14 protein-coding genes are annotated in these 18,213 nt (G+C 44.0%); 6 read left to right on the forward strand and 8 right to left on the reverse strand.

What is annotated here, in order from left to right; all coding sequences use genetic code 11:
* The first annotated feature begins 32 nt into the window (after positions 1 to 32).
* Together M1K58_RS13680 and M1K58_RS13685 are read left to right on the forward strand one after the other, a co-directional pair.
* Positions 33 to 2,021 (forward strand): methyl-accepting chemotaxis protein, encoded by a 1,989-nt coding sequence (locus tag M1K58_RS13680; RefSeq protein WP_256759412.1) that lies wholly within the window; start codon positions 33 to 35, stop codon positions 2,019 to 2,021.
* Positions 2,022 to 2,173: 152 nt separating this feature from the next.
* A complete protein-coding gene (locus tag M1K58_RS13685) occupies positions 2,174 to 3,058 on the forward strand; it encodes a pirin family protein (RefSeq protein WP_256759413.1) in 885 nt (294 codons plus the stop codon).
* Between the two features lie 108 nt (positions 3,059 to 3,166).
* Here M1K58_RS13685 and M1K58_RS13690 read toward each other — a convergent pair whose 3' ends face one another.
* Positions 3,167 to 4,459 carry a nucleobase:cation symporter-2 family protein gene (locus M1K58_RS13690; protein ID WP_256759414.1) on the reverse strand — a complete coding sequence of 431 codons (1,293 nt, stop codon included), beginning with the start codon at positions 4,457 to 4,459 and terminating at the stop codon, positions 3,167 to 3,169.
* Between the two features lie 33 nt (positions 4,460 to 4,492).
* Positions 4,493 to 5,068, reverse strand: coding sequence for a xanthine phosphoribosyltransferase (locus tag M1K58_RS13695; RefSeq protein WP_256759415.1), 576 nt, complete (start codon positions 5,066 to 5,068; stop codon positions 4,493 to 4,495).
* A gap of 371 nt (positions 5,069 to 5,439) precedes the next feature.
* On the opposite strand from M1K58_RS13695, the gene M1K58_RS13700 reads away from it, so the two are divergent.
* Positions 5,440 to 6,753, forward strand: coding sequence for a stalk domain-containing protein (locus tag M1K58_RS13700; protein ID WP_256759416.1), 1,314 nt, complete (start codon positions 5,440 to 5,442; stop codon positions 6,751 to 6,753).
* A 117-nt stretch (positions 6,754 to 6,870) separates the two neighbouring features.
* Here M1K58_RS13700 and M1K58_RS13705 read toward each other — a convergent pair whose 3' ends face one another.
* From M1K58_RS13705 to M1K58_RS13715, 3 genes are all read right to left on the reverse strand, one after another.
* Positions 6,871 to 7,227: a nucleotide excision repair endonuclease gene (locus M1K58_RS13705; protein WP_256759417.1), complete on the reverse strand. Its 357-nt coding sequence runs from the start codon at positions 7,225 to 7,227 to the stop codon at positions 6,871 to 6,873.
* Between the two features lie 111 nt (positions 7,228 to 7,338).
* Positions 7,339 to 8,721, reverse strand: a complete 1,383-nt coding sequence (locus tag M1K58_RS13710; RefSeq protein ID WP_256759418.1) for a sugar porter family MFS transporter — start codon at positions 8,719 to 8,721, stop codon at positions 7,339 to 7,341.
* Between the two features lie 152 nt (positions 8,722 to 8,873).
* Positions 8,874 to 9,236, reverse strand: a complete 363-nt coding sequence (locus tag M1K58_RS13715) for a winged helix-turn-helix transcriptional regulator (protein WP_256759670.1) — start codon at positions 9,234 to 9,236, stop codon at positions 8,874 to 8,876.
* A 166-nt stretch (positions 9,237 to 9,402) separates the two neighbouring features.
* Here M1K58_RS13715 and M1K58_RS13720 point away from each other — a divergent pair, with 166 nt between their 5' ends.
* Positions 9,403 to 10,614: an MFS transporter gene (locus tag M1K58_RS13720; RefSeq protein WP_256759419.1), complete on the forward strand. Its 1,212-nt coding sequence runs from the start codon at positions 9,403 to 9,405 to the stop codon at positions 10,612 to 10,614.
* A 347-nt stretch (positions 10,615 to 10,961) separates the two neighbouring features.
* A complete protein-coding gene (locus tag M1K58_RS13725; protein ID WP_256759420.1) occupies positions 10,962 to 13,628 on the forward strand; it encodes an S-layer homology domain-containing protein in 2,667 nt (888 codons plus the stop codon).
* A 386-nt stretch (positions 13,629 to 14,014) separates the two neighbouring features.
* Here M1K58_RS13725 and M1K58_RS13730 read toward each other — a convergent pair whose 3' ends face one another.
* A complete protein-coding gene (locus M1K58_RS13730) occupies positions 14,015 to 14,872 on the reverse strand; it encodes a LysR family transcriptional regulator (protein WP_256759421.1) in 858 nt (285 codons plus the stop codon).
* Between the two features lie 165 nt (positions 14,873 to 15,037).
* On the opposite strand from M1K58_RS13730, the gene M1K58_RS13735 reads away from it, so the two are divergent.
* The gene (locus M1K58_RS13735; protein ID WP_256759422.1) at positions 15,038 to 16,033 is read left to right on the forward strand and encodes a DMT family transporter; all 996 of its coding nucleotides are present in this window, start codon (positions 15,038 to 15,040) and stop codon (positions 16,031 to 16,033) included.
* A 114-nt stretch (positions 16,034 to 16,147) separates the two neighbouring features.
* On the opposite strand, the gene M1K58_RS13740 is transcribed toward M1K58_RS13735, so the two are convergent.
* Both M1K58_RS13740 and M1K58_RS13745 read right to left on the reverse strand, forming a co-directional pair.
* Positions 16,148 to 17,050, reverse strand: coding sequence for an alpha/beta hydrolase (locus tag M1K58_RS13740; protein ID WP_256759423.1), 903 nt, complete (start codon positions 17,048 to 17,050; stop codon positions 16,148 to 16,150).
* Positions 17,051 to 17,236: 186 nt separating this feature from the next.
* Positions 17,237 to 18,160, reverse strand: a complete 924-nt coding sequence (locus M1K58_RS13745; protein WP_256759424.1) for a helix-turn-helix transcriptional regulator — start codon at positions 18,158 to 18,160, stop codon at positions 17,237 to 17,239.
* Between the last annotated feature and the right edge of the window lie 53 nt (positions 18,161 to 18,213).

The raw sequence follows: 18,213 nt of genomic DNA on the forward strand, positions 1-18,213 counted from the left end.
TTGCGCACTTTACACCATGAGAGGGAGACTGAATGATTTTGAAAACAAGACTTATGAATTTGTTTAGACGCAATTTCAAGACCAAGCTAGTGCTAACGTTTATTTTGATCTTAATCATTCCCTCTTTAGTTGTTGGGACGCTAGCCTATAACCAGGCAAAGAAAGAAATTGAACGCCAAATCGTGAATATTGCAAAGGAGAATGTAGATCTAGTCAATTCGACCATCACTAATACATTCGAACCCAAGTTAAAGGATGTGAATTATTTATCCGCTAGTATCAAAGCCTCAATGTATAACGGGGAAGATAGCCCCGAAGTCAGGAACGCTTTCGATCTGTATTTGGGTACACACCAAGAAGTCGCAAGTCTCATTGTTGTGACGGACACTAACCTCAACATACAAGCACCCCAACGAGAATTAAAGGCTGGCTATGATCCCAAAACAAGTGACTGGTACAAAAGTGCCATCGCTAACAAAGGGAAAGCAATTATCACTGAGCCCTACGTTTCTAATATTACAGGTGGCATTATCCTGACTGTTGCCCAGGTAACGGCAGACAATTCGGGTGTTGTCGCAGTGACGCTTAGTATTGATCAAATTAAAAAATCTACCGGATCGGTTAATATCGGCAAAGAAGGATACATAACTGTTCTAGATAAGAACAAAAAATTTGTCGTTCATCCTACGAATAGATCTGGAACAGTAGCCTCAGATGAATCCTTCACTCCGATGTATGAAGGCGCTTCCGGTCAAATTAATTATCAAAGTCAAGGTACAGATAAAAGAATGTATTTCACTTCAAATGAACTACTAGGCTGGAAGGTTGCAGGCATAATGGATGTCCAGGAGGTTGTTGATTCGACCAATCCGATCTTCCTTAATACCTTCCTGACCATCTTAATCTGCTTAGTCATCGGCGGATGTATCATTTTCTTCATCCTAAGATCTATATTGAAGCCTATTCGGCAACTGAAAGATCATGCCGTTGAAGTGAGTAACGGAAACCTAACGGCAAGTAGTCATGTAAAATCAAACGATGAGATCGGAGAGCTTGGTCGTGCTTTCAATGATATGCAGCACAATCTCCGTTCCTTAATTCAAGATGTTGAAGCTAGTGCTGAACAGGTCACTTCTTCATCGAAGCAATTGACAGTAAGCTCTGAACAGACGAGTGCAGCAACGGAGCAGGTCGCCATCGCTGTTCAAGAGGTCGCAAGCAGCGCTGAAAAACAAACAACGGGTATCGATCATAATGTACACGCCATGAATGAAATATCACTAGGTGTCGTTCGCATTGTCGACAGTGTGGCTGTATTATCGGACCTCTCCAGGCATACGACGATTCAAGCAGAAGAAGGCGGAGAGTCTATTCAACAGGTCGTCAACCAAATGAGCTCCATTCATGAATCCGTCGAAAAGTCGGATCGAATGATTAAGTCGCTATACGAGCGCTCGAAGGAAATCGGTTCGATATCGGACGTGATCAGTGGAATTGCTCGACAGACGAACATGCTAGCACTAAATGCGAACATTGAAGCTGCAAGAGCAGGTGAGCATGGCAAAGGATTTGCTGTCGTCGCTAATGAAGTTCGCAAATTGGCGGAGCAATCTCAAATATCCGCACAACAAATATCCGAATTAATTATTGAGATTCAAAAAGAAACAAAGGAATCCGTGGAGACGATGGTAAAAGTAACCTCGGACGTTGATAGCGGTCTGGAAATTTCGAATGATACGATACATAAATTTGAGCAAATCTTAACTAGCATGAAGCAAACGACCCCTCATATCGATGAGGTTTCCGCCATTACGCAGCAAATTTCCGCTGGCGTTCAAGAAGTTACTTCTGTCGCCAACGAGCTTGCGATGATTGCCAAGGGCAATGCAGCAACTTCGGAGGAAGTCGCAGCTTCAACAGAAGAGCAGCTAGCCTCCATGCAAGAAATATCCTCTTCCGCACAATCTTTATCTGCATTGTCAGTAGAGCTTAGGAATGTAATCAACAAATTCAAATACTAATCGTTTGTTGTTGAACGAGCCGCTCGGTCATGGACTTCAGGAAGTCCTAGCTGAGTGGCTTCTTTTATTTTGCTATAGGGTTGACTAAATTCAAAAAGTATATTATCTTTAATTTAAGATATTTCAATTCGAGATATAAGGAGTGTATAGAAATGACAAAGACTTATCGAACAATCGAGGGAACTTACCAAGGTGCACCTTTTCATATGGTAGGCGATGGTTTTCGCGTATCCAACTACTTTCCATCTGGCACGAATTTCGGACAGCGATTCAGCCCGTTTATCTTATTAGATTATAATTCTCCATTTGACTTCCCACCTAGCAACGAGATGAGAGGTGTCGGTGCGCATCCTCATAGAGGCTTTGAAACAGTGTCCATCGCCTATGAGGGATATGTGGAGCACCATGACAACCACGGTAATCACGGAATAATCGGGCCTGGGGACGTTCAATGGATGACAGCTGGCTCGGGACTTCTGCATAAGGAATATCACGAGAAGGAATTCGCTAAACGTGGTGGAACCTTTCATTTTATTCAACTATGGGTCAACCTTCCGCGTGCGAACAAAATGCATGCTCCAAGATATCAAGAATTGTTGAAGAAGAATATGGGGACAGCAGAGCTTCCTGATAACGGCGGATCCGTACGCGTCATTGCCGGTGACTACAACGGCACACGTGGGCCAGCTGAAACCTTCTCACCTGTCCATCTGTTTGATATTTCTTTCAAAGCACAAGGAAAAGCACAATTCGAGCTCCCTTCTTCCTACAATACGGCGGCACTGGTGCTAAGAGGAAGTGCAACCATTAACGAAACAACCGAAGCCAAAGAAGGTAGCTTTGTTCTATTTGACAATACAGAAGGAGAAATCCTCATTGAAGGTCACTCCGATGATACACTCGTCATCATTCTGAGTGGTGAGCCGATTAACGAGCCTATGTATCAGCATGGACCTTTCGTTATGAACAGCAAGGAAGAGATTATGGAAGCCTTTAAGGATTTCCAAGCTGGCAAGATGGGAAATGCTAATTTCTAATGCGCTACAGTGACGAAATTTATGCAAGTTAGTACAACAAAAGGCCGCTATCGCGGCCTTTTGTTTGTATTCTGGGTACTCTGTAAAGCAGTAGCTTCCTTATCAGAACTATGAGTTCTTCTTTAGCGCAACAAGTGGTTCCTCGTAAGACTTCGATAACAATAGATTTAACAAAATGGCGGTTACCGAACCGGTCACAATTCCATTTTGCAGCAGCATTTTCGCGAAATCTGGCAGTTGATCGAACATTTCTGGAAGTGTAGCCGATCCTAGGCCAACAGCGATACTACAGGCAGCTATGAGTAGGTTAGCTTCCTTGCGTAGATCGACCTCCGATAAGATCGAGATGCCAGAAGCCGCAACAGATCCGAACATCACAATCATTGCACCACCAAGCACAGCATGAGGGATAACCGTTGTTAAAGCTGCCAGCTTAGGCAGTAAGCCTAGAACAACCATAATCCCACCCGCAGCGAAAATAACATCCCTTGTTTTAACGCGAGTTAGTGAGATTAAGCCGACATTCTGGGAGAATGCGGTATAGGGGAATGCATTGAATACGCCACCCAGCATAACTGCAAGACCCTCGGATCGTAAGCCGTTTACAATTTGCTTCGACTCGATCTTAACATCTGTCGCCTTCCCGACTGCAAAATAAACACCTGTAGACTCCACCATACTCACAATACTGACTATAATCATCGTGAAGACTGCAGTCACGTTTAGCTGAGGCGTACCAAAGTAGAAAGGCTGTGCAACGCTTACCCAAGAGGCATCCGCAACAGCTGAGAAGTGAACGATCCCCATAGCGTATCCCACGATCGTCCCGACAACCAACCCTACAAGTACAGATATCGCACGTAAAAATCCAGTCGCAAAACGGTTAACTACCAGAATGACGATAAGAGTAGCAAGTGCGAGCACTAGGTTGCGTGGCATACCAAAGTCAGCACTCCCTTGACCCCCTGCTACATTATTCATTGCGACAGGGATGAGGGAAAGCCCAATAATCGTCACAACAGAACCGGTAACAATCGTCGGGAAGAACTTTAACATTTTTCCGTACAGAGGTGCAGCCAGAACTACGAATAGCCCTGACACGATAATAGCTCCGTATGCCGTTGCTAAATTCGATGTCGAGGCAATCGCAATAATAGGACCAACCGCTGTAAAGGTACAGCCCAAGATGACGGGCAATCTGCTTCCGAAGTATTTGGTTCCCATAACTTGAAGAATCGTTGCAATCCCACAAGTAAATAAATCAGCTGCGATCAAATAGGCCATCTGAGTTGCGTTCAGCTTAAGCGCTGCACCCACAATGAGCGGTACGATCACTGCACCTGCATACATCGCCATGACGTGCTGAAAGCCTAAGGTTATTACTCTCTGTTTGCTTAACATTCCTATGCATTCCCCTTGGCCTGTTGGATTGAACTATTCTTCTACAAAGTGAATCTCGCCTGGCGACATGGAGGAAATCCTAGCCAAGGAATGAACCTTAACCCCCTTATCCTCTAGCAAGCCGCGACCTTCTTGGAAGCTTTTTTCAATCACACAGCCCACGCCTACTAGCTCCGCTCCGGATTCCTTGACGATATCAACCAGCCCCACCAACGCAGCCCCAGTAGCGAGAAAATCGTCCACAATAAGTACTTTATCGTTCGGACCTAAGTATTTCTGGGAAATACTCACTTGGTAGGTCTCTTGTCGGGTAAAAGAATGTACGGGCGCCGAATAGACTTGCTCGGACAGCGTGATCGCCTTTTTCTTCTTGGCATAAATAAAGGGAACATTGAGCGCAATCCCCGTTGCCATCGCAAATTGAATGCCGCTAGCCTCGATTGTAAGCACTTTGGTAATCGGCTGATCTACAAATATCCGCCCAAACTCTCGTCCGATTTCCAACGCCAGCTGAGTATCCACTTGATGATTTAAGAATGAATCCACTTTTAATACCGTATGAGACAGAATTAACCCCTCTTGGCGTATGCGATCTTCCAATACTTTCATTTCTCTCTGTCGCTCCCTCTCTGCATTAGAAAAGGGACAAACTGCTTGAGCTTTTTTCTCTCAAGTGAAGCTTGTCCCGTCGGGGTTCAATCCCTTATACCTTGTAATATTACACACCCCTCCCAGTCGTTTCAAGAGGTAATTATTATGCACTTATTCCCACACTTTGTATTCCGAATGTTACTTGGCTTAGTGTCCATGTCAGTCACCGCTTCTTCGGAAGGATTTGGAAACAGGGTCGCGAATATATATTCAAGCAGACTGTCGAATAATGTCGGATTTCAACTGCTGTAGACTACTGAAAGGATTAAAGAGTGCTAGCTAACATCACATCCAAACTCACACAACCAACATCAGAGGAGAATTAATCAGTGAAAAAAATCATTGCATCATTCATGGCCATTATCATGCTACTCACTTTTGCCGTTCCTGCCCTAGCAGCAGATAAGACCAAGCTAGTTGTTAATGGGAAAACAGTGTCTGGAGTAGAATTCAAAACGATCAAAGGGATCATTTATATTCCACTTAAAAATACGAAAACCATTTTCGGGGTATCCTCCTCATTTCATAAAGAGAGCAACACAGTCGTTGTAGGTACTGGAATTGACGTTGCCAAAAAGCAAAAGCGTGCGACTACGACCCGCCTTATTGTAAATGGAAAGATCACTACAGGGGTTAATATCTCTACCCTTAACAATACTCCCTATGTTCCATTGTTGAAATTAGCACCTACCTTAAGCGCTACAGCGAGCTGGAAGGATCAAACAAAGACGGTGACCATCACGTTAAAATCCTCCACTTCTTCCACAGCCGGTACAGTTGGACTGGAGAGCATGAAGATCGCTCTTAGCAAGTACGGTAAAGGTGTTTCATTAACAAGCGCAAGCTCCAAAATAATTACCCAGTATCAAAATCAGTTTTTCTCTAAAAGCCGCACACCACTTTCCCTCGATAAAATAGCAAAGGCTGTCGCTCAAGGGGAAATTGCCAAAGATGTGACCAAGTTCCAAAGCAGCATTGTGAATCTAACCTTTGTTGATATTGATCAGATTACGGAAACAAAGCTAAGTAACGGACAAACAGTCACGCATGCGATTGGACATACAGGTGGAAAATACAATGAAATGACGGAATCATGGGTAGATAGCACCTATTATCAGATCTTTTACCTGGGCTCCACTAAAATATTCAAAGGCTCCGGCACGACCGTTAATGGTGTTCCCATTGGTAAAAGTACAATTGACTTGGTGAGCAATGTTGGCGTTGAGTATACTGCACCTATGTATGTTGTTGTTGCAGGTAACTTCCTTAACAGCATCGATGAATATGATATTCGTAAGGAAGCATCAGACAACAACACCGGTCCAATCCTCTTCCCGGATGAGCTTAGCGATGCACAGAAAGCGCTAGAGAAGCTATCTGTCACAATGTCAGATGGGAAATTGAAAATCCTTGATGAGTGGGGCGTTGATCTTAAAATTAAGAGCATTCAAGTCATGGACTATGAGTACGCAATAAGCTCACCGATTAGCCTCCCGAATAAATATGAAGGTGGTTTATCGATCGAACTAGATTCTCTGAAAAACAGCAATGGTGAATCATTTGCTCCAGTAAATGGGGTAGTCTACTTCATTAAAATCGTAACAGACGCAGGAGAAGTAATTAGATCTGAGTCCCTGTCTTAACCGCTAAACAATATTACGACTGATGCCAATCCTTCCAGCGGCTCACGATCACTCTACAAAAAGCAAAAAACACAGCCCCATTGGACTGTGTTTTTTGCTTTTTATTCATCCATTCATTTACCGAAACATGACTTTATCTACATTATATTTGGCCTTGAGCTCATTAATAATGTACGTTTCATAGATTTCTCTATGTACCGGGTCTTCAACAATACATACCTCGATCTTCGTGACTTCGTCTCTATGCTGCTTGATATCCGATACTGAGTCCTCAAAATGCTTCTTAATTCTTGGTCTTAGCTTCCTTGCCTTGCCAACGAACAATAATTCATTCTTAGAGTTGTAAAACATAAAGATTCCGCCCACTTCCCGCGAAATCAGGTGGAACTCAGTAAATCCGTAAATGTTACTTTCCTTAGGATCTAGCTGCTTAGTAATCGAAACATCCGGCGTCGGAATGGTTATGTTTATCACGAAAGCTCACTTCCTCATCTCTATTGGTGTAAATATTATCACAAAACCCAATGTGATACCATTACCTCCAATAGATCAAGCTCCTGTTGCTCAGCCCACAATGTAATCAGTTTAAGCTTTACTTTGAGACCACAAAGATTCGATCTCCTCCAACGATTTGCCTTTGGTCTCGGGTACAGCTTTCCAGGTGAAGAAGAAAGTGAACAGGGACATGATCGCGAAGATCCAGAAGGTAATCGCCGGGCCTGCAGAAGCAAGCATCGGGGGAAAGGTCTGAGATACGATATAGTCGGCTATCCATAGCGCCATAGATGCAAGTGCCGTAGCCTTACCCCGAATGCGGTTCGGAAAAATCTCAGATAAGATAACCCATACGACCGGCCCAAGCGAAATCGCAAAGGAAGCCACATAAAGTAAAATAAAGATGAGTACAAGCGTCCCTGAAGTTTCCCCCATCTGAAATGCAGCACCAATCACGACGAGGCATATCGCCATTGAAGCAGATCCAATAAGCAATAGAGCTTTACGTCCTACCCTGTCTATGAGCCAAATCGCAAGAATGGTGAAGATGAAGTTAATCATTCCGACCAATATGGTCTGACTCAATGAAGCATCTGTACCCGCACCCGTTGCCTTAAAAATTTCCGGAGCATAGTACATAACCGCATTAATCCCCGTAACCTGCTGAAGGACAGCTAGTCCTACACCCACAATGAGAGCAAGACGTAGCGCGGGACTGAACAACTGACGGATAGATCCACTTTCCTCTTGAAAGGACCTCTTAATATCAAGTACTTCCTTCTTCGCTAATTCCTCGCCGTGAATTCGGATTAATATTGGAAGGGATTGTTCCGCCCTCTTCTGCTTAATTAACCATCTCGGACTTTCGGGCACAAAGAAGAGCAGAATCAAGAACAGCACGCCAGGAATAATTCCTACGCCAAACATCCATCTCCAAGCGGTAGATATATCCCACGCATCATCTCCGTATCCCGCAATCGCTGTATTTATAAAATAAACAAGGAAAATTCCCGTCACTGTCGCGAGTTGATTCAAAGCTACTAGACGACCTCGATATTTCGCCGGCGCTATTTCTGCATTATAGAGCGGACATAATGTAGAGGTAATCCCAATCCCCAGCCCTCCAATAATCCGGGCGATAATATAATCGCTAAAAGTATCGGGAAGAGCAGAGCCCACAGAACCGATAATGAATAGGATCGCCGCAACAATCATCACCTTTTTACGACCAAACCGATCGCTCAGCACACCAGCCCCTGCTGCTCCAAAAATACAACCGATAATTAAACTGGAGACAGCCCAGCCCACCTGCACCTCATTTAGGAGGAAGCGCTCTTTCATAAAACCAATAGCACCCGACACAACGGCTGTATCAAATCCAAATAACAAACCGCCCAAGGCGGAAATAATCGAAACTAAGGTAACAAATTTCAGGCTAACTTGTTGACTCTTATCGTTTAAGCTTGAGTTCACCAATAAGTATCCCCTCCGACTTACAGCAGTCCATGATTTGTTGGCTAGCTCCTTCTAGCATGTGCATGAAATAAAAAAACAAACTTCTGTCGCGATGGGAATTTTTACCCACCAAGGACGGAAGTTTATTAGAGGTAACCTTGAATACTGACTTATTTATTCAGCACATTATGTTCTAGCACTGCGAATTTATCTCCGTATTCTTTAATAATATGCGCTTCACCCCAAGCGCATAGGGAATCGAGTATCGATTTCAAGCTGCCGCCGTATTCGCTAAGCTCGTATTCCACCTTCGGAGGAACCTGGTTATAGCTAATTCGAGTAACTATGCCGTCCTCCTCTAGCTCTCTTAGCTGCTGAGTGAGCATCTTTTGCGTGATTGCAGGCATAAGACGCTTTAGATCGCTTGTTCGTTTTTTGCCATGTGTCAAATGACACAGGATCACACACTTCCACTTTCCTCCGATAACCTCCAAAGTCGCTTCCACTGAAATATTGAATTTTTTCTTGACCACCGTTTTTTCCACAGCTTAATCCTCCCGAATCTATACCTAGGGTATCCATTACGTACGTTACTTTTTAGTACCTATATCACTTTAAAGTACGTACTATTCATTTTCGTCTAAGTAACCCATACTAGCATTTGCCGGTCGATATTACTACACGAAAGGAGTCACAACCATGACTTTGGATAAAAAAAGAAGTACGTTAGCACTCCTTGCATTAGCAATTAGCGCCTTTGCGATTGGGACAACAGAGTTCATCAGCGTGGGTCTACTCCCCCTTATCTCTGAAGACTTAAACATATCCGTCACTACAGCTGCTTTAACCGTTACTTTATATGCTTTAGGGGTAACCTTTGGAGCACCTGCGTTAACGTCATTGACGTCTAATATTCCACGGAAAACATTATTGTTTTGGATTATGATTGTTTTTATTGTGGGCAACAGTCTTGCCGCAACTGCAAGCGGAGTTGGCATTCTGCTCACTGCTCGCATCATCTCAGCATTGTCTCACGGTGTATTTATGTCGATTGGATCGACTATCGCAGCCGACCTCGTGCCTGAGAACCGGAGAGCTAGCGCGATTGCGATTATGTTCTCTGGCCTTACAGTAGCCACCGTAACCGGAGTACCCTTGGGTACCGTGATTGGACAGCATTTCGGTTGGCGAGCCGCCTTTATCGGGATCGTTGTCGTTGGTATAATTGCCTTAATAGCCAATATGGCTCTGATCCCATCTAATCTACGTAGAGGAACCAGAACGCCACTTCGGGAGCAGATCAAGCTTGTGACCAACGGACGTTTGCTGCTTGCATTTTCCATTACAGCTATAGGGTATGGAGGCACCTTTGTCGTCTTCACCTATTTATCCCCGTTGCTGCACGAAATAACCGGCTTCAAGGAGAGCACAGTCGCAATCATTCTCCTTGTATACGGTATTGCTATAGCGATCGGTAACGTAATTGGAGGTAAGGCTGCTAACCGCAAGCCGGTTTCCGCCCTGTTTTATATGTTTATTTTCCAAGCCATTGTCCTTCTTATTCTTACGTTCACCATCCCGTTCAAAGTTGTCGGTTTGCTTACGATTTTCTTTATGGGTTTACTAGCTTTTATGAACGTACCGGGATTACAGGTGTATGTGGTCATCCTTGCGGAACGTTATGCTCCGAAAGCGGTAGATGTAGCATCAGCTATTAATATTGCCGCATTTAATGCGGGAATTGCCATAGGGGCATACTTGGGGGGTGTCGTCACGGATTCCATCGGAATCATTCATACCACATGGGTGGGATCGTTAATGGTTGTCGGAGCTGTATTCTTAACCGGATGGGCACGCTCCTTGGAAAGAAAAGATGAAGCTAAACTCAAGTTGAAGCTTACTTCTCATTGAATCTTTGTAACATCAAAGGTTTGTAGCAGATGATGTCGCTCGAAACGAGGGTTTGAACGAGAACCTTCGGGTCGGTCCAGATCCGGACAACTTTAATTTCTAATAAAACAGGTGAACATAAAGTAGGCCCCCCTCCTGTGAGGATAGGGTCTATTTTACGTTTGCATCCAAATGGAGTAATTACCATAAATTTCTTTGACGATATGGAGTCCCCTAAATATAATTACATAGTCCTAGTCTTTATTGCCTACTCTTCCGACTCTCATATTTTCAGCATGATATAGGAACTGCGCTATATGGACTACATGGCACGTACATATGTATCACTCATCAGGAGGAATAGGAAAATGTCATTTAAGATTTGGAAAAAGACAGTCAGTTTATTAACCGTGCTGGCACTATCGTTGTCCCTTTTGACAACCGCATGGGCAGCAGAGCCTTCAACAAATGCAACAGTTGCAACGGATGACCTGCAAGGTCATTGGGCAGAGTCCCAAATGCGCAAATGGGTAGATCAGGATCTAATGAAGGGCTATGACGGCAGCTTCAACCCAGATCGTCCAATTACACGTGCGGAGTTTATTACTCTAATTAACCGCTCTTTCAACCTAAGTGATCGGATGGAAGTAAAATTCACAGACTTGGCAGCCTCTCATTGGGCTTACGAGCAAATCGCGATTGCGGTCAAAGCTGGATATGTGAAAGGCTACGATGACCATACGATTCGCTTAAACCAAGCCATTAACCGTGAAGAATCCGCAGTTATGGTTCAGAAGCTTCTTAATCTGGAATCTAGTCCGTCGGATAAAGCTGCGAATTTTAACGATGCTTCTTCCGTCTCCAAATGGAGTAGTGACGCAGTGCTAGCGCTAGCTAACCAATCCATAATCGTGGGGAATGTTAAAGGTAATTTTGTTCCTCAAGGTAAGCTTACACGCGCAGAGGCTGTAACCTTGCTTGATAAAGCTATTGAATATGCCAAGCCTAAAGATACCGTATACAGTGTTGCTAACAGCGTATATGGACCTAAGACTGGAACTGAGACGATTAAGGGCAACGTTATCGTATCCGCTCCTGGTATAACCCTTCAAAACCTCATTATCGAAGGTAATCTTACCGTAACTGAAGCGGTAGGTGAAGGAGATGCTTTCTTCAAAAAAGTAACTGTAAAAGGGACAACTACAATCCAAGGTGGAGGCTCCAACTCCGTCCATTTTGAGGATTCATTATTAGTTAGGATCTCCATCGACAAACGTACTGGTACGGTTCGTGTCCTTGTTGCGGGCGATTCCTCCATCCAGCATGTTGTTATTCACTCCCCTGTAAAGCTAGAAGAATCTAACGTAACGAATAGTGGCTTCGCAAATGTTGAGATTGCGCAGGATTTACCTGCCGGCTCACAAGTTACTTTGATTGGTCAGTTCGAGGATGTATTCGTAAAGTCATCTGATATCAAAATAAGTGTACCTAGCGGATCAGTAAACCAATTAAACGTTGCCGCTGGAACAACGAATACTGAAATTGATGTCAACAAGAACGCAACGATTATGGAGCTTATTCTCAATGCTGTCGCTAAGCTACTAGGACAAGGTACGATTACAAATGCTACTGTCAATGATGCGGCTAAGGGATCAACGTTCCAAACACGTCCAACAACGGTGGATGGTTCAGCTGCGAACACCATTACAGCACCAGGTACTGGTGGAGGCGGCGGTGGAAACACTGGTAGCAACAACGGTGGTAATACCGGCGGTAATACCGGTGGTAATACTGGTGGAGAAAACGGTGGCAACAACGGTGGCGGAGAAACTGTACCTTGCACAGGTACAGTCGATGAATGCAGAGCTGCAGCATTGTCAGGTCTAACCGTTTCCGGATTCAATTTGAAGCAATTGGATGCTTCCCAGTACACAACAGGTCAAACAGGCTATAGCCCAAAAGTATTTGCATACAGCATCCTTACAGATCGTGACATGGCTCAGGCTGTAAAATCAACCATATCCGTTACACAATCCACATACTCCAAGGTTAGTTATGACATTTGGGGACCGGGAAACGTATGGATAACGTCTGGCGAAGTCACCGACGAGCAGGGCTCATTTGAATTAGATATACATGCTAAACAAGATTATTGGGTCCGTATTGCTGTAAATAGCGGTGATGGAATTGCTACGAAAGTGTACCAAGTCTATATCGAATATCCTAGAACCCTTCAAGAGGGATTGAAGGTTGGATCTTATATGAGCTCCTATTTAAAGGAAAAAAGCTACCAATTACAGCCAGGCTCGATTCAGGGAGAGAAAATCCATCGTACCGATTCCGTACTCCTGTACGAAGTTGGTGAACCAGTGCCTTTCCTGACATGTAGTGAAAACAATGGTGGCTGCACATTGCCTGATATTAAAGTTCCTCAAGGAACGGGAGTATGGAAAGTTGAAGTTCTACGTGACGGAGAGATCATACATTCGGGAGATTATCATTACGACTTTAGCCCTGCTACTGTGTTAACGAGTGACATTGGCTTAGAGGCAAAACCTTATACGAAGCTAGAGCTTATCGAAGCATTTGTTAATAATAGTCAGCACTATACTGCATTTGAACAAGGCTATAAAGTATTCTTGGACACCGAGAAGCTTGCCCAAAGCTTACCTGGTGCTAAGTACATTGTTGAAGGAAGTATGGAGATGTATAAACCAACACTCGTAATGCTACAAGGACTTAGTAAAGAAGAGCTTAAAGCGGGTATCCAATCTAACGGCTATAGTGGTTATTCTATGAGTTCTCCGCGCCCGATTTATTATAATGAGACCAATCCTCAGCATATAAGCGGTGCTCTCTATTATCAGTCCGAAAATGATACCGATCATAATGTGTATGACAAGTTCATTATTGTTGGCTTTTATGATGAAAATTTTAATTTACTCGGACAATCTATTACAGTACTCCAGTTTGATCAAGATCATGTCGCAGATGGTTATACCGCTGTTCGCAACTGGCAGCCTATTACTGAATAAATCGTTTGACCCAAAAAAACTGGTCTAGGCCAGTTTTTTTGTTTATCTTTCTAATGATCATTTAACTTGTCACCTAAGAAAGTGGGGCCTCTCCACTTTCTTTTTTTTCGCATTAGTGACTTCGTTCCGGTCGATCTCCACAATAGCGTTATGGCATCACTCTATCGACTTATATGGGGCTCTGTACAACCTAATAAAGTTATGCGATAACGCTATCTGCTCCGGACTCTTGTTTTGGGGCGACATTTGAACAAATAGCGTTATGGCATCACTCTATTGATGGTATACGAGGCACTGTACAACCTAATAACGATACGCCATAACGCTATCCACGAACGTTGCTCTGCGCCGCATTCCTGTTATCAGGCATGCGCCGGATGCAGGCTCTACTTCTTCGTTCGCGCCTCAATTTCATCCATAAAGCATTGGAGAGTATGCGTTAAGTACGCGTCCTTGCGCCGGATAAAAATAGTCGTAATTTCCTGATAAGGTTCAGGTATGCGATGACAGAACACAGTACCATTGGCAACCAAATCGGTAATCGACGACTCCGGAATAATCGTGATTCCGATTCCGGCAGCCACACTACCAATAATCGTCCCGAATGTACCAAACTCCATTATCTGTTTGGGAATAATGCCCTCCACCTTCATCCAGCTTTCCAGTCTCCCACGATAACCGCAGCCTTTGTTGTATAGCAATAACGGCTTTGTTGTGATGTCCTCTACGGAAAAAGAGTCGCCTTTAGTAACAAGCACTAGCTTCTCCTGAATAACCTCAACCTGATCGATCAACGGATGTCTGATAGGCCCTGTAACAAAGGCTCCATCCAGCTTCATATCAATGACCTCCTGCAGCAATAGATCAGTTACTCCAGCCTTTAATGAAATTTCCACGTCTGGATACTTGCTGTAGTAGGAGGATAAAATATCCGGGAGCGCAACGACGGTTTCCACGATCCCAATGTTGAGAACACCGGAGGGCTTCGATTGATCATGGAACGTACGCTTCATTTCCTCCACTCTCGATAAGATATCCCTAGAGTGCTCCAACAAGCGTTTGCCTTCCGAGTTGAGAATCATCCCTCGCTTGTGTCGATAAAACAAAGGCGTCTGAAGCTCCTTCTCCAGAAGCTTAATTCTTGCGGTTACATTCGATTGAACATAGTTCAACTCCACTGCGGCTTTGCTGACACTTCCATGAGCAGCTACGGTTTGGAAAATGTGCAAATCATTAAACTCCAATCCGGCCCCTCCTATGCTGCACAACGCTTATAACTTCCTGATTACCATCATTATAAATGATGATAAACATTATTTTCAATCATTTTACTAACCCCTTACAACCCCCTATGATGAATGAGTTGCATACATTTCAGTCAGCAAATCGTTGCTAGGGAGAGTCCTTTCATGCTTAAGAAACAAGTCATCATCGGGTCCATACTATGCCTTATCGCGAGCATGTCGTGGGGCGCTATGTTTCCCGTTGCCCACCTCGCATTACAGAAAATTGATCCCTTCTATTTTTCATTTATTCGCTACTTAGCTGTTGGAATCATCCTCACCGTGCTGCTTTGGGTGAAAGAGGGAAGAAAGTCGTTCCGCTTAGAAGGAAGAGGCAAAGTTTTGTTATTTTACGGAACGATGGCCTTCACGATTTATAATATGTGCGTCTTCCTAGGACAAGATCTCATGGGGGAATCAGGTACGGTCGCAGCTTCGATTATGGAAGTCCTCATGCCGATGATATCCATTATGGTCTTATGGATCACAACTAAAGCAGCACCAAAAAAGTACATGCTTACAAGTGTAGCTCTTGCGCTTATCGGGGCTTTACTTGTGATCACCAAAGGAAACATGGCTTTCTTCACGATGGCTGGACAAAATCTATTTCCGCTACTGCTTATCTTCGCAGGTGTTGTGGGCTGGGTGATTTATTCCATGGGGGGAGGTCGGTTCGGGGATTGGTCGATACTCCGCTACTCCACTCTCACCTGTTTACTTGGTAGTGCGGTATCCTTTGTCATCGTTGCACTTGCCTCCGGATTTGGTCTACTTCCCGTTCCAACCTGGGATACACTCTTATCGATCAAATACGAAATGTCCTTTATGGTTTTATTACCAGGACTCGTCGCCTTGCTAAGCTGGAATCTAGGTATTAAATTGCTATCCCCGCTTAACGGTATCTTATTTATAAACTTTGTTCCGATTACCACATTCGTGATTATGGCTTTCCAAGGTTACCAGATCAGCAGCTATGAATTTATAGGGACGTTGCTCATTATCTTTGCCCTATTACGGAACAATGTGAACCAGAGGAAGGCTACAGCCTTACGGGAAAACACACCTAAAGGGTTTACCTCTGTACGTAATCCTAAAGGTGAACTCATTAAAGCTGCAAGGTAAGATACGGGCTATACTGCCATCGTGTAAAAATGTTTCAAAAGCAATACAAAAAGACACCTTCGAGGTGTCTTTTTGTAACGATATACAGCCCCGTCCACACAGGGCCAATTCGCATTATTCCGTCTCTGCTCCAGCGTAGAACAAGAGGTAGTTTTCAATCTGACTGCTCCAATACGCGTCGTCATGTTTCCCGGCCTTGTTAATATGGAACTCCAACGATTTGGTTTTCACCCCGCTTAGGACTTCATTAATCTTCTTCGCAGGCTCTTTGAAATCAGCATCCTGTTCACCAATATCCAGGTAAATGTTGAGCTTATTCAGCTTCTGACTAGCGGCCAGAGCGATAGGATCATTATCTTTCCGGATCTCTTTCGTTGGATATACCATCTTCTCTAACACATCCCACATTGGACCAACGAATAATGCTGGTGAATGCCCTCCCACTTTACTGTACAGGTTAGGATGACGGAGTCCGATGTGTAACGCTGCAAACCCACCCATAGATGTACCCCCAAGATAACGGCTATTCCGGGACTTTATCGTATTGAAATGGCTATCTACATAGGAAATTACATCCTTAGTCACGTAATCCTCGTACATCCCCGTGTTCAACACACCTTCATCTCCCGGTTTACCACTACCTTCGGCATAGCCCGGTAGCTCAGAGGAATTCACTCCAAAGCTGTTGTCGATTTTCGGAGCCACAATGATTAATGGTTCTATTTTGCCTGCGGCGATTAACTTATCTGCTTTCTCTGTAACCTTTAGTGCGTCAAACCAGTGATCTTCATTCAGCTTGTAGGAATGCAGGACATACAATACCGGATATTTGTCTTGAGCGTCGTAATTCGGTGGCAAGTATACATTTAAGTTCATATCCTTCTGTAAGGACTCGCTGTAAAACTTGACCTTTAACGTAGAGGAAGACGAGTGGACTTCCTTCGGTGCTGCAATTGCAAGGGATTGCCCTAACGTGAACAATAGAACGGCGGCGCTTAACAGCTTAATGAGTTTCATAATCACATCTCCTACTTTTATTTGTAATGATGATCACCTGCTTCTCTTCCTTGCCCCCCCTTAGAATATTATCAAGGCAGATTAGCCCTGTGTACTGAATATCCACAGTCTGTTCCTGCAAATTGACAGCTTTCCACTTCACCGCCCCTAACAAAAAAACGCCCCCAAGGAGCGTCTACAATAGCCTTACTTCTTAAGCATCCAGCAATACTTCGTGCGATATTCCGCTGGGGAGTAACCCGAATACTGACGGAATTTGCGGATAAAATGAGCATCGTCTCTAATGCCGACCCTCTCCATAATTTCAGTCGTTGGAAGGGTTGTATTTCGTAGCAGAGGGTCTGCCATTCTCATACGGATATGGCCAAGATATGAAATTACGGAAAGTCCGGTTGATTTCCTAAACCAATCATTTAAAGTCGTTTTATTCACATGGAACGCAGACGTCAAATTTTCTATTTTTATCTTTTCTTTATAGTGAGTATGTAAATATTCAATCACGGGTCTTATCGTTTCCGATACAGCCTGTGGGATAGCGCTTGGAGTAAAGTCTGACTTCTGATAAATTAATCGGATCATAAACAATAGCTCCATTAAATACGAGCGGCTGCGGCATGGCCAGAAGCTATCTGGCTGTATGCTCAAATTGCTTCCTATCTCTTCGATGATTTCCTCCGCGCGCTTCGCGACAGAAGGATCAAGAAATAGGCAACCATAATAGGCTTCCGTTCGTTCAAGGAAGGTTTCGAGAACCCATAGATCTTGAAAATCCGTTGTTGTCTGTTCCGCACCCTCGGGCAAACCCTTCAGTTGGCTATCAAGTCGTTCATTTAATGCGTTCAGGCTAAACCTTATGGATTTGACCTTTAGAGGAGCACCCGCAATGAAGCTTACTTTTTCCTTATCCGTAAAGCAATAAATGCCAGGAGCAACAATCGGATAAAGAGTTGACCCTACGTGGATAACCCCTACCCCTTCATTGATCAACAGAATTCGATAACCTATCCGCTCCTCACCATCGTCCTCACACAGCGTTTCTTCCGCAGAGTAAGTAATCCCGATTCGATAACCACTATGATGAGTTTTCCCTTCCGTCCAGAGCTGTACCATATCGACTTCCCCCAACTCCCCAATAAGAAAAAACCAAATCTCGAATACTTCTT

It is taken from the genome of Cohnella sp. WQ 127256 (assembly GCF_024519285.1).
Taxonomy (GTDB): domain Bacteria; phylum Bacillota; class Bacilli; order Paenibacillales; family Paenibacillaceae; genus Cohnella.

Coding starts and splice junctions, on each gene's coding strand:
- M1K58_RS13695 (WP_256759415.1), bottom strand. CDS start 5,068: ATGAAAGTATTGGAAGATCGCATACGCCAAGAGGGGTTAATTCTGTCT.
- M1K58_RS13690 (WP_256759414.1), bottom strand. CDS start 4,459: ATGTTAAGCAAACAGAGAGTAATAACCTTAGGCTTTCAGCACGTCATG.
- M1K58_RS13740 (WP_256759423.1), bottom strand. CDS start 17,050: ATGAAACTCATTAAGCTGTTAAGCGCCGCCGTTCTATTGTTCACGTTA.
- M1K58_RS13745 (WP_256759424.1), bottom strand. CDS start 18,160: ATGGTACAGCTCTGGACGGAAGGGAAAACTCATCATAGTGGTTATCGA.
- M1K58_RS13725 (WP_256759420.1), top strand. CDS start 10,962: ATGTCATTTAAGATTTGGAAAAAGACAGTCAGTTTATTAACCGTGCTG.
- M1K58_RS13685 (WP_256759413.1), top strand. CDS start 2,174: ATGACAAAGACTTATCGAACAATCGAGGGAACTTACCAAGGTGCACCT.
- M1K58_RS13735 (WP_256759422.1), top strand. CDS start 15,038: ATGCTTAAGAAACAAGTCATCATCGGGTCCATACTATGCCTTATCGCG.
- M1K58_RS13680 (WP_256759412.1), top strand. CDS start 33: ATGATTTTGAAAACAAGACTTATGAATTTGTTTAGACGCAATTTCAAG.
- M1K58_RS13720 (WP_256759419.1), top strand. CDS start 9,403: ATGACTTTGGATAAAAAAAGAAGTACGTTAGCACTCCTTGCATTAGCA.